The following is a 12,404-nucleotide window of genomic DNA, read 5'->3' as shown; positions in this document are numbered from 1 at the left end:
AAAAAAGAAAAATAGGTAATTAATGGTGAATAGTTTGACAGGTATTTTGTTAACTATTCACGTTCGTATGTATGCGAACTTTTATTATATAAATCTTTCTGAGAGAGATACTTTGGCCTAAAAATCATATTTTTGAACGACAATTTGTGTAATTGTCGTGCTTATTGGGTATAAAGTAATAAAATTGTGACAAAATACTTAGGAAATATTATATTTAAGTAAAATTATATTTACTGTAATGATGCTAACAATGCAGAAATTATTCGCCTTAACGATTCTTTTTATTTTGATCATTGCGACAAATGCACAAGCTTCATGGTCTCCAGAAGCAGGTGAAATGTCTTACCAGATTGACAGATCTGACCGAATCGCCGTTGGAAATGTCACTAATATTCAGGAATATCCCGAATACTCAATAGTAACAATACAAGTGAATGAATGGTTAATGGAACCACTTCCATCAGATGAAATCGAAGTAATTACGGAAATTGGTTCTACGTATATCAACAACAATGAACCTCAGTTTTACAAAGGTGAATCAGTTATCCTGATGCTTCAGGACATAAACGTAACTGAAAACAGATTTGAAGTAACGATTGGTGAACCTGGGAAACACCCTGTTACCGATAGAGATGAAATAATAAGTGAACTCGAATCAATGACAGGATCTAATAATGTAATACCATTTATTGGAAGTTATGTCTTAATACTTGTTTTTGTATGCGTTGGTTTCATGTTACGAAGATCTCAAAATTAATGGTGGAATTGATATGAGATTCGACAAAGGTTTCAGAAACACGAGAAAGCTTGGTACGATAATGGTACTGCTTCTAGTAAGTTTCATGCTATTCACAGGAGGGTGTATCGATTTAACAGAACCCAAATACCAAACAGGCGAATTGACATTCTCTATTGTTCCCATGACTGAAAATACACGGATGCCAGAGGGTGGGATGCTCACATTTTATCTGGTCTTAAGAAATGTTGGGGATGAGCCTGTCAATGTTTGGGATCTGGAAGAACAGGTAAGTTATGATGTTCATGTCTATGATTCAAACAACACTGAAGTACAATATGAATGCGGAGTTATTTCAAGACCTCTGCTAACAAATGATATACTTATTGAACTTCGACCAATCAAATCCATCGCTGATACAACAAACTCAAAGTGTTGGAATTTAACGGAAGGAACATACACAGTCAACGCTGTTTATCATACTTCCACAGGTGAAGAAATCACTGAACCATATTGGTTAGGAGAGATTCAGTCCAATAATCTCACTATAACTGTTGTAAAGACACCTGTACTAAAGCCAGATCCTCTGATATTCAGTATCTGGAACTATAGCAATGAAAGCCACAGGGTTAAAGTTGAAGTCCTTGATGAAAATGATAGCCTGATATTCGCTGAAACCTATCTGATTGATGCAAGCAAAGGTAAGTATTCTCCTACAATAATCTATTCCCCTGTAGTTACAGAGACATTGGGAACTTACAAGTATGTAGTCACATTGGATCATAAGTTTACAGCTGTACAATCTGCCGATGTGCGATATGCAGAGTTAGTGAGTTCATCTGATTATGTGTCGATAGATATCCATGACAACAAGGAAAATCCAATTGGTTTCGGTGTTTCGATTGCGTAATGGAGCAGAGATTGTTACATTTCAGACCTTGACCAAATAATGCGAATTTTATCCGATAAATTATGTTGTTGTCCGATAATACCCTATTTTTCGGTCAAGGCTGAGAGAGAAATTAAAATGAAATATACTCAAAAATCAGGTTGATATCGAATCATCATACTATTCTGCAGTATTCTGGTAAAATTTATAATGGCATGAATACAGAATAACTACTATGAACACTGAAGAACTTCTTGCCTCACTTCGTAAAGCTGCAAGGGATATACCCATGGCAGATATCATGAAAGCAAGGGCCTTCATGGTAAGATCAGCTTCAGGTTTACCAAAAAAATACAGGGAAGCTTATTCTAATGAGCTGTTCAGCCATCTCTATAATGTCTTTAATGAAATCGGCAGGTCAAAGAAGCCTGAAAATATTGAGAATATCGATCCTGAAGAATATGAAGAATTTATGAGAAGGCTCGAAGAGATGGGAAATTCAGAAGACAAGAACCAGGAATATTTCAACAAGCTGGTCAGGATCACAGCCCCATATCTGGTCTTCATTGCAAAAAGACCCATACATCCCATAGGAATGACTTTTCCCGGAGGTGACAGGGTGCTCGAAAAAGATGGAGTTTATTATTGCCCTGTCAAAGATAAACAGAACAATGTAGAGGTTGCTCTCTGCAAATTCTGCATTTGCAGGGACGCAGAAGAAATGGTAAAAGGTGGTAAATGGAAAATGGGGTTGTAAGAATGGAGCTTAGATGTTAGCTCCATCCAGAACACGCTTGAAGAAAGCATTGGACATTCCGTCCTCATCCACTTGACCAACAAACTTGACTAATTCCCAACCGTCAAGTCCCATCTGGTTAAGATCTTCTTTTGTCTTGTCAACCTGATCCATTCTGATAGTTTTGATATCGTATTCCCAACATGCCATGATTTGTACCTCATTTTGAGTTTTGTTGTATAATAATAGATAGCCTGTTGATGGTATATAACTGTTTTTAAAAATTCTATTTAACAATTAGTCAAGCAAATTTGAGTTCATGATGCTAAATTATTGAAGAAATTAAGAAATTAAACTGGTACTTAAAAATGAACAGGGAATGAAACAGGGAAAAAGAACACATGGTCATATAAATAGTTAGAAAGTAAACAGTAAACAATGGAACAGAACGGCTGTGAACCAAAGAAAGTGAGACTATTTCCTTTACTCCTTATCAATTTTATAAATACCCTTGGTTTTGGACTCGTTCTACCATTCCTTGTTTTTCTTGTGGACCGCTTCGGAGGGAATGCAATAGTCTATGGATTTATAGGTGCCATGTATCCGGCATTCCAGCTGATAGGAGCACCCATACTCGGAAGATGGTCAGACCTCCACGGCAGAAAGAAGATACTGTTCATAACCCAGGCAGGCACATTGTTATCCTGGATAATATTCCTGCTTGCATTCTTCACTCCTGTAGAAACCCTTCTTGAAGTTAATTCGGCAATCTTTGGAGCATTCATCATCACAATACCCCTATTGATCCTGTTCATAGCCAGAAGCTTTGACGGGCTTACAGGAGGGAACATAGCTGTAGCAAATGCCTACCTTGCCGACATAACCGAGGAAAAGGACAGGAACAGGAATTTTGGAAAAATGTCCATTTCCACGAATCTCGGATTCATAATCGGACCGGCACTTGCAGGACTGCTCAGCATTACCATGTATGGAGAACTTATCCCGGTGCTTGCTGCTGCCCTAATATCTCTGGCAGGGACCATCGTGATAGCACTCTACCTGCCGGAATCCAGGCAATGTACAATAAAGAAACCAGAGAAGATGGGATTCAGGGAAGTCATCCGGATAAAGAACATACCTTACATGTTGCTGATATATTTCCTGATATTCCTTGGATTCAACATCTTCTATACAGCTTTCCCGCTTCATGCCATCAAAGCACTCCAGTGGTCTGTTGCTGATATGGGAATATACTTCTCAGTACTCGGCATCATCATGATAGCAGTACAGGGACCTGTACTTAGCCAGGCAGTGAAAAAATACTCAGATGCACAACTTGCCATATTCGGAAGTATTGTGCTCGGTACGAACTTCATTCTCCTCGTTACTGGAAATATTGCCCTTACATACCTGGCAGCCTTTTTCTTTGCACTGGGGAACGGACTTATGTGGCCTTCTATCCTCTCCATAATCTCAAAGCTTGCAGGCAAGGAACACCAGGGTGCAGTACAGGGCTTTGCCAGCAGCTTTTCGAGTCTTGCCAGCATTGTGGGACTTATTCTCGGAGGTTTCCTCTATGAGATACTCGGAGGAATATCTTTCATAATAGCTGCAGCGATCGTCTATACAGTATTCCTGCTGTCCTTCAGGATGCTCTCTTTTGAGAGGGAAGTTCAGGAAGAGGTTTGAGCTTAACTGTAGATGAGATGTAGAAAATGCGAAGATACTAAAAAGGTAAAAATATAGAGGGCAGACGAATTAATTTCCCTTGATATTTCTCAGTTCCTCAAGTACTTCCATTGCATGCCCTTTGGCCTTGACCTTCTCCCAGACCTTCGCAATGTTCCCTTCAGGATCGATGAGGAAGGTTGTCCTGACAGTGCCCATATATTCCCTGCCTGCCATCTTCTTCAGATGCCACACATCATAGCTCTGCTGCAGTTCAGTGTCCTCGTCTGAAAGGAGGGTAATACCCAGTTCTTTCTTTTCAATGAACCTCTGGTGTGATTTCTGGCTGTCCTTGCTAACACCAAGTATAAAAGCACCCTCTTTTTCGAAATCCGGTTTCAGCTTCGTAAATTCCATAGCCTCGATACTGCATCCTGAGGTATTGTCTTTTGGATAAAAGTAGAGAACTACCCATTTGCCTTTAAGGTCTTCCAGAGATACATCCTTGCCTTCAGCATCCGGAAGACAGAGATCGGGAGCTTTCTCCCCTGCAGAAAGTGATGTTTTAGCCATTTTAGAACCTCACAATGAATGTTGATATACATATTGATATACAGATACAAAAAGTCATCTAGGAAAACAAAAGTTCAGCAACTTATCCAAGATTCATCGCCATCTGTTTACCTGCATCAAAGGCTTTCTTCAGAATATCTTCATCTTTTGAAACTTCACCCTTACTAAAACAGCCGGTAGCCAGGAATTTGTCAAATACCTCATAACCAAGGGCCTCAAGAGGCATTCCAAGGGCTTCAAGTGTAAATCCCATTTCTTCGGCTTTGATCTGTTCACAAACAGTAAATACGAGAGCTTTTCGGCTCTGGTCTGCAAGTTTGCTCGAGTAGGGACCGGGGCGTTCCTCAGCAAAATCATAGAAGGGGTAAAGGCGATCAATAAAAGCCTTCATAGAGGCAGTTATGTTGTAATTGTATGTAGGAGAGCCAAGTATAAGGCCATCTGAAGCTTCGATATCTGAGTAGAGGAGGTTCATACCATCGTGGAAACGAGTACATGTACCAGCTTTCCTGCAGGCCTCACATCCAATACAGAACTCTATAGAGTAATCCCTCAGATGGACCTTCTTTGTTTTAGCTCCTGCGGATTCTGCCCCTTTCAGGAATTCATCAAGCAGAATGTCAGTGTTCCCGTTCTTACGGGGGCTTCCTTCAACTCCAAGAATTTTGATATTACTCATTTTATGACCCCTGCACCATTAATAAATTCTTATGTATTATATTCTTATAAACAAATGAATTCATTGGAAACTTATTAAATTATATCCAATTTGCCTTCGGCAATTAAATAATCTTTTATCATAGCCTACGATCATCTTTAAAAGCAATACATTCCCTCTTTTAGAGAGCAGACGATCCGGCATATATGGAGGAAAAAAATCGTGAGCTATTTATTTCTGATCGGGGCCATCCTATTCGAGGTTATGGGCACCACATGCATGAAAATATCTGAAGGATTTACCAAAACACTTCCTTCCGTACTGATCTTTGTGTTCTATGGGATAAGCTTCATTCTCTTCACCCTTGCCCTCAAGAGGCTCGAGGTAAGTCTTGCTTATGCCATCTGGTCAGGTATCGGTACATTAAGCATTACACTTATAGGCCTCATTTATTTTGATGAATCGCTGACAGCCCTGAAAGTAGGATCTATTGCACTGATAATCATAGGCGTTGTAGGACTGAACCTGAGCAGTGGAATACATTGAAAAGTAAAAGACTTCAGCATTTTCACATCATCTTTTCCTTAAAGACTCAACCGGATCTAGCTTTGAAGCCTTATTTGCCGGATAGATACCTGCGATCAGACCTACAACAACAGCTATGCCAACTCCAAGGACCAGCAGGTATGTAGGGAAAATATAAGGCAGGCCAAGGAAACTTACTGCCGCGTATGAACCCGCAAACCCCAGGACCGTACCCAGGACCCCTCCGATCAGACCCAGGATTATTGATTCAATAATGAACAGATAGAGGATGTTCGACCTTGTATAACCAAGTGATTTCAACAGACCGATCTCTTTTGTCCTCTCAGTAACTGTCACAAGCATGATGTTCATGATTCCAATGGAACCAACCAGAAGTGAGATCAGTGCAACAGAGGTGAATAAAGAAGTGAGAGCATCTGAAAGCTCATCAAGCTGGTCAAGGATATCAGCCTGGTTGAAGATGCTGTAAGGTTTTACATCCTCATTATCAAGCTCCCTTTCTGAAACACCCAGACTTCTGGCAAGCTTCTTATCGATCTCTTCGGAAACCGGACGCACCGACTCCGCATCCTCGACTGTTATGGAGAATCCGCCATAGTCTTCAATTCCCAGCATCTCATTCATCGTATCGATAGGTATGAATATCCTTACATCGGATTCAGCACCGCTCTGAATAAATTCAGTATCAGGGCTGTCAATTATACCAATGATCCTGAAACTTCGTGAGACAGGTGTACCATCCCTTCGTATGAACTCAATGTCTATTGAATTGCGATAAGAAAGCCTCTGGTCGAATTTTTCATATGCAACATCAGAGCCAATTACCGCAGAATACTTATCCTGGTCCGAGAAGTAGTTCCCAACCTCCAGTTGTACATTGCCGATCTTTTCATAATCGGCCGAAGTACCCTGTATATCCACCTGCCGGACAGTGCTGATATACGTAACACCTGCCAATTGCTGCCGGATAGGCGACACCCCCTCGACCTTCGGAGTGTTTCGTATGACATCAAGCTGATTATCGAAGAACAGGTTGATGTCCTCACTATAAATAACAATAAAATTTGATCCCTGGGAACCAAGCTCATCAACAAAGAACTGATTGAAGCTGGCACCAAGAGATACGTTTGCAACAACCGCAGCCACGCCTATGATGATACCAAGTGTTGTAAGTGCGGAACGCAGTTTGTAACTACTGATACTGCCTACTGCCAGATGTAGCGCCTGTGAAAACTTCAGCATCCAGTAACACCCCTATTGCTCATACAATCACACCTGCTATCACTCATATCTCAATGACTCCGCCGGGTCCATTCTGGCTGCTTTGTTAGCAGGATAAACTCCTGAGGCTATACCTACAAAAAGTGCGATCCCAAAACCCAGGAACACAAGGGATACCGGGAAAACGAACGGGACATCAAGGTACTCGTTCACGAAGTACGAACCAACGACACCGAGGATAACTCCAAAAACACCACCCAGGAATCCGATGATCGCTGCTTCAACAATAAAGAGTGTCAGGATATCCCTGTATGTGTATCCCAGGGATTTCAGGATGCCGATCTCCTTTGTCCTTTCAGTGACCGTCACAAGCATGATGTTGGTGATACCAATTGAACCGACAAGAAGAGCTATCAAAGCTATGGCGGTCAGTATCGATGTCAGTGCAGCGGATATCTGGTTAAGCTGCTCAAGAATGTCCTGCTGGCTGAAGATCACATAGGGTTTAGCATCCTCATTATCAATATCACGACTCGGGACACCAACAGACCTTGCAAGGTTCTCATCGATCTCATCAGTTGTTGCTTCAAGGATCTCAAGGCTCTCGGCTTTTATGAAAAAACCACCGATATCACTTACACCCTGCATCTCCTGCATTACATCGTGAGGAATAAAGATCCTGAAACTTGGATCGACCTCCGGTGCAACATACGTTGCATCCGGGTCCTGAATAATACCTTTCACCGTAAATTTGCGGGTACTTACAGTACCATCTATGTTGTTAATGGAAATATTAAGGGAATTCTTAACGGAAAGGTTCCGTTCGAACTTATCATACGCTATATCCGAACCTATAACAGCAACATACTGGTCCTGGTCGGTGAGAAACTGACCTTTTTCCATAAGGATGTTGCCGACTTCCTCATATTCGGAACTAACACCGTTTATTGCTGCACTTCTACTCGAAGATTGGTATGTGATCGTGCCTATTTGTGTATTCACCGGCGATACAGCTTCGACACCTGCAGTGTTCCTCACAACCTCAAGCTGGTTGTCATGAAAGACATTGTTCTTTTGAGTGAAAACAACAACAAAATTGGAACCTGCAGCTCCAAGGTTCTCTTCAAAGCTCTGGCTGAATCCCACACCCAGCGAAATATTCACGATAACAGCAGCTACGCCTATGACAATACCAAGAGTGGTCAAAGCAGAGCGTACCTTGGCACTACGTATACTGCCAAGTGCTATCCTCGTCGCCTGTGAGAGATTTACCATTGTTTCAGCTTTCCATAGAGATCCTCAGGCCCTTCTTCCTGTACATGTAGTAGGCAGTACCCACAATGATAGCTCCTAGCAGAAGGATGACGATCGCATTGCTGTCATTGTCTTCCTTGACCTGCTCCAGCTTAAGGACACGTTCACCCAGAGATTCCTCGTGTTCGTTAAGACCATTCCTGTATTCCGTATATATGGTCAGGTTGACCTCACCGGTGGCTTTAGGATCATCTGCCTGTGCTTCGATCTCAATTGTAAACAGTTCGTCAGGGTCCATAGAACCAACAAAATATTCTTGTGGAAGGAACTCAACGCCATCTGCTTCCATTTTTACCAGTACAGATGAGAGCTCATTGGGATGAATGTTAGCAACATCAAACTCAAGGTCGGCCTGGCCGTTCTTGAGAACAAGAGGCACTGAAGGGATGACCCTTACCGCAGAAGAGTCCACAACAACAGGTACCATCCAGTTATTGTTGAATGAATGGGAATTGCCTATCATGACAAGGTCAAGGAAATATGTGCCATCCTCGATGGAATCACTTATCTCCATATTGTAAGTGACCTGTACGAAATCACCCGGACCCAGCACACCTTTGCCTTCATATGGCGGGCTTGTCACGGTTATCATGTCTGTACCTACAAGAGTTGCTGACTGTACCCTTGCATAGGTATCATAACTTTCACCATCTATAGTGATCGTGCTCTGCTGAGCAGTATTTGTAAGAGTAAAACTTATGCTGCCGTCATCACCTGGCATAAGAACTTCAGGTGAAGATATTACATTGGATAGAGCAACTGTGCCTTTGCTATCAAAAGTGGTGGAGCCGACTTTTATTTCAAAGGTTTCTTTCTGCCAGGTGAAGTCATCACCTGCACGATACAAAATATCAAAACTACCGGTGCCTGCTCTTGCACCTTCATCCACATAAAGACGATACTCATGGATAGCTGCACGGTCAGGTGGCAGTATACCAAAATTCTTTATGGCATTTTTCTCAGAATCCAGTGAAAAAGGATACTCAGGTTCCATCTTGATCGAAACGTCCTCAGTAGAGCCGGAAGCAAAGTTCTCGACCTTGATCCAGACATCCACATAAGATCCGATCTCTGCAGGATATGGATCGTACTTCAACAGATCTACTCTCAATGTACTGCTACTTGAGGTTGCAGCGCTTGCCTGCATGGGAACAGCAGCAACAAGAAGCAGCATCAATGCAATTAATATCCCTACAGATCTTTTATATATTTTCACAATATCCTCCACCTTTTCAGTATTAGTTCCACCATATTATCAGTTAGCAACATCATTATTACTTTCAATATAACCGTCCTTCAGGTAAACCACACGATCAGCATACTTTTCTGCAAGGTTCGGATCGTGCGTTATCATAATTATTGTACGCCCCTTTTTGTTGAGATCAGTAAAAAGGTCCATGATCTCCTTCCCGGTTTTTGAATCGAGATTGCCTGTAGGTTCATCAGCAAGGATCAGCGACGGGTCATTTATCAAAGAGCGTGCAACAGCAACTCTCTGGGACTGACCTCCTGAAAGTTCGGTGGGACGGTAGTTCATCCTGTCCTCTAAACCGACCAGCTCCAGAAGCTCCATTGCATGTTTTCGATTGTCAACACCCGACCTGCTGTTGGCATAAGTAGGAAGTTCCACGTTCTCTAGAGCCGTAAGTCTTGGTACAAGATTAAAGCTCTGGAACACAAAGCCTATCTCCAGTCCCCTGAGCCTTGCCAGTTCATTGTCAGAGATCCTGTTCACATCCTTCCCCATAAGGACCACACTACCACATGTAGGTCTGTCCAGACATCCTATAAGGTTCATCAGTGTGCTTTTGCCGGAACCGGAAGGCCCCATGATAGCTACAAATTCCCCTTCTTTGACAAGCAGGTTCACGCTCTTAAGAACAGGTATCGTCATCTCACCAACCAGGTAATCACGACAGACATTAGTAGCCCTTACAACAGCTTTATCTCCTAAATTCTCTATCGGGATCGTTTCCAAATCTTCACCTCTAAAAGAACATAAGCAATTGTCAAGGGAATTCAGTTACATATCTACCTAAAATATAAACGCCGTTTTCCTCAACAATAGCATTCTATTGCAATAACTTTACAATAATAGTTGGTTTTCTGCTTATTTAAGGATTAGCATACTTGATAAAAAAGCCATAGTAAACGCAAATGAAAATAAGAAAAAGAAAAAGGGTCAAGAGAAGTGATCGATCAATATTCCTCTTCAAACATCACAACATACGTAATTATTTATAGCAGAAAAAGCAAAATTAATTTCGTAGTAAAGGGGATAACATGACTAAAATAGTCCATTTGGGATCCAGAAAAGCGGGTGTTGCACCAGGAACCTTGATCCATTTTGGAAAAAAGCAACTTACTGAACCGAAAATTACCGTTATTGATTATGATGTAGATAATTTTCAGGAACTTACAGTTGATAAGATCGAAGAAGCTTATCCATTTAAAGATAGTGAAACTGTTACATGGATCAATATTTGTGGAGTACATCAGGTCGATTTGATAGAAAAAATAGGTACTCAATTTGGAATAAATCCCCTTGTTCTTGAAGATATAGTCCACACTGATCAAAGACCGAAAGTAGAGATCTTCGATTCCTACATCTATATTGTTCTGAAGATGCTACAATATGATAAGGAAGAAGAAGAGACTATAACTGAACAGGTAAGTATTGTACTTGGCTCTAATTTTGTCATATCTTTCCAGGAAGTAATCGGAGATACTTTTGACCCGGTAAGAGAAAGACTAAGGTCCTCAAAAGGAAGAATTCGAAAACAGGGACCTGACTATCTGGCTTATGCCCTCATGGACTCCATAGTTGACAACTATTTCATCATGCTTGAGAAAATAGGTGAAAATGTAGAAACACTTGATGATGAGCTCCTGGATAAACCTACACCAAGAACACTCGAATCCATTCATCGGTTAAAGAAAGAAGTGATCTTTCTACGAAAATTTGTCTGGCCTCTAAGAGAAGTTGTAAACGCTATGCAAAGAGATGAATCCCCATTGATCAAAGAGTCAACCTCACTATTCCTGAAAGATCTCTATGATCACATAATCCAGGTTATGGATACAATTGAATCATACAGGGATGTCCTTTCCACAATGCTCGATCTTTATCTTTCAACAGCTAGCAACAAGATGAATGAGATAATGAAAGTTCTTACAATTATAGCAACAATATTTATACCACTGACATTCATTGCAGGAATATATGGCATGAACTTTGAATATATGCCGGAACTAAAATGGCATTGGGGATATGCCGCAGCATGGGGAATTATGATAACTGTGGCCTTTGTAATGGTCAGCTATTTCAGAAAACTGAAATGGCTTTAAAATATAGTTTCAACCTGGAAGGCCGGACATGATAAGATAAAGTCCCCAAACACCACTTGCTATCATACTCACTGAGATGGCACCCAGGAAAAGACCGAACAGACGTGTGATCACAAGCATACCGTTGTAACCCATTCTTTTGTGCAGCCTCCTTGAAAAGAGGAATATTAACAGGGCTACTGCATAGGTCAGCACTGTCGCAAGTATGATCAGCGCTTTTTGAGGCACAACTTCCGCTGATTCTGTGAGGATTATAACAGTTGTAATGGTAGCAGGACCGGTAAGCATAGGCATTGCTATAGGGAATATCCATATGTCCTCACGCTCACTGGATGCATCAATTTCCTTGTCAGTAATACTTTCCCTTGAGATCTTTGCCTGCATCATATCGAAAGCTATAACAAATAACAACAGACCGCCTGCAACTTTCAATGAATCAATACCTATCCCAAAGAAATCAAGGAGGATATTTCCTGTGAAAATGAAGAATATGGCAATAGAAAAAGCCAGTGCGACAGATTTCCTGGCGATCGTATTCTTTTCATCCAGTGTTAACCCATTAGTTAGCGTTATGAATGTAATTACTCCACTAAGAGGGCTAACAATAGCAAATAATGTGATAAATACATAGATAAAGTACCCCAGAAAGTCCATCGAATGATAGAACGAGATACTATTTTAAAAGGTCTGCGATAAGAATATGCTTTATAGAAAG

At 41.2% G+C, this 12,404-nt stretch carries 14 protein-coding genes; 6 read left to right on the top strand and 8 right to left on the bottom strand.

Annotated features, from left to right (window positions below; translation table 11 throughout):
* The first annotated feature begins 238 nt into the window (after positions 1 to 238).
* From WOA13_RS01845 to WOA13_RS01835, 3 genes are all read left to right on the top strand, one after another.
* The gene (locus WOA13_RS01845; protein ID WP_342126301.1) at positions 239 to 757 is read left to right on the top strand and encodes a hypothetical protein; all 519 of its coding nucleotides are present in this window, start codon (positions 239 to 241) and stop codon (positions 755 to 757) included.
* Between the two features lie 13 nt (positions 758 to 770).
* Positions 771 to 1,646, top strand: a complete 876-nt coding sequence (locus WOA13_RS01840) for a hypothetical protein (protein ID WP_342126300.1) — start codon at positions 771 to 773, stop codon at positions 1,644 to 1,646.
* A gap of 214 nt (positions 1,647 to 1,860) precedes the next feature.
* Positions 1,861 to 2,382: a DUF2115 domain-containing protein gene (locus WOA13_RS01835; RefSeq protein ID WP_342126299.1), complete on the top strand. Its 522-nt coding sequence runs from the start codon at positions 1,861 to 1,863 to the stop codon at positions 2,380 to 2,382.
* A gap of 9 nt (positions 2,383 to 2,391) precedes the next feature.
* Here WOA13_RS01835 and WOA13_RS01830 read toward each other — a convergent pair whose 3' ends face one another.
* Complete coding sequence (locus WOA13_RS01830; RefSeq protein ID WP_048205301.1) at positions 2,392 to 2,571, bottom strand: Sp36 family protein; 180 nt, start codon at positions 2,569 to 2,571, stop codon at positions 2,392 to 2,394.
* Between the two features lie 228 nt (positions 2,572 to 2,799).
* On the opposite strand from WOA13_RS01830, the gene WOA13_RS01825 reads away from it, so the two are divergent.
* Positions 2,800 to 4,050, top strand: coding sequence for an MFS transporter (locus WOA13_RS01825; protein WP_342126298.1), 1,251 nt, complete (start codon positions 2,800 to 2,802; stop codon positions 4,048 to 4,050).
* 69 nt (positions 4,051 to 4,119) lie between these two features.
* Here the strand turns inward: WOA13_RS01825 and bcp are convergent, their stop codons facing one another.
* The gene (gene bcp, locus WOA13_RS01820; RefSeq protein WP_342126297.1) at positions 4,120 to 4,602 is read right to left on the bottom strand and encodes a thioredoxin-dependent thiol peroxidase; all 483 of its coding nucleotides are present in this window, start codon (positions 4,600 to 4,602) and stop codon (positions 4,120 to 4,122) included.
* 82 nt (positions 4,603 to 4,684) lie between these two features.
* Positions 4,685 to 5,281: a flavodoxin family protein gene (locus tag WOA13_RS01815; RefSeq protein WP_342126296.1), complete on the bottom strand. Its 597-nt coding sequence runs from the start codon at positions 5,279 to 5,281 to the stop codon at positions 4,685 to 4,687.
* 201 nt (positions 5,282 to 5,482) lie between these two features.
* Between WOA13_RS01815 and WOA13_RS01810 the strand changes: the two genes are divergently transcribed.
* Positions 5,483 to 5,806, top strand: a complete 324-nt coding sequence (locus WOA13_RS01810) for a DMT family transporter (protein ID WP_342126295.1) — start codon at positions 5,483 to 5,485, stop codon at positions 5,804 to 5,806.
* Positions 5,807 to 5,833: 27 nt separating this feature from the next.
* On the opposite strand, the gene WOA13_RS01805 is transcribed toward WOA13_RS01810, so the two are convergent.
* Genes WOA13_RS01805 through WOA13_RS01790 form a run of 4 tightly spaced genes read right to left on the bottom strand, consistent with a single transcriptional unit; the run spans position 5,834 to position 10,310 of the window.
* The gene (locus tag WOA13_RS01805) at positions 5,834 to 7,048 is read right to left on the bottom strand and encodes an ABC transporter permease (RefSeq protein ID WP_342126294.1); all 1,215 of its coding nucleotides are present in this window, start codon (positions 7,046 to 7,048) and stop codon (positions 5,834 to 5,836) included.
* Positions 7,049 to 7,087: 39 nt separating this feature from the next.
* Complete coding sequence (locus tag WOA13_RS01800) at positions 7,088 to 8,302, bottom strand: ABC transporter permease (protein ID WP_342126293.1); 1,215 nt, start codon at positions 8,300 to 8,302, stop codon at positions 7,088 to 7,090.
* A 4-nt stretch (positions 8,303 to 8,306) separates the two neighbouring features.
* Positions 8,307 to 9,557: a COG1361 S-layer family protein gene (locus WOA13_RS01795; protein ID WP_342126292.1), complete on the bottom strand. Its 1,251-nt coding sequence runs from the start codon at positions 9,555 to 9,557 to the stop codon at positions 8,307 to 8,309.
* Between the two features lie 39 nt (positions 9,558 to 9,596).
* On the bottom strand, positions 9,597 to 10,310 hold the full coding sequence (locus WOA13_RS01790) for an ABC transporter ATP-binding protein (RefSeq protein ID WP_419095403.1): 714 nt from the start codon (positions 10,308 to 10,310) through the stop codon (positions 9,597 to 9,599).
* A 314-nt stretch (positions 10,311 to 10,624) separates the two neighbouring features.
* On the opposite strand from WOA13_RS01790, the gene corA reads away from it, so the two are divergent.
* On the top strand, positions 10,625 to 11,689 hold the full coding sequence (corA, locus tag WOA13_RS01785; RefSeq protein ID WP_342126291.1) for a magnesium/cobalt transporter CorA: 1,065 nt from the start codon (positions 10,625 to 10,627) through the stop codon (positions 11,687 to 11,689).
* 9 nt (positions 11,690 to 11,698) lie between these two features.
* On the opposite strand, the gene WOA13_RS01780 is transcribed toward corA, so the two are convergent.
* Complete coding sequence (locus WOA13_RS01780) at positions 11,699 to 12,343, bottom strand: MarC family protein (RefSeq protein WP_342126290.1); 645 nt, start codon at positions 12,341 to 12,343, stop codon at positions 11,699 to 11,701.
* Positions 12,344 to 12,404 lie beyond the last annotated feature (61 nt).

The organism is Methanococcoides sp. LMO-2 (genome assembly GCF_038432375.1).
GTDB classification, from domain to species: domain Archaea; phylum Halobacteriota; class Methanosarcinia; order Methanosarcinales; family Methanosarcinaceae; genus Methanococcoides; species Methanococcoides cohabitans.
Note: the sequence above shows the minus strand (reverse complement) of the source record. Positions and strands in the feature narration are given on the sequence as shown.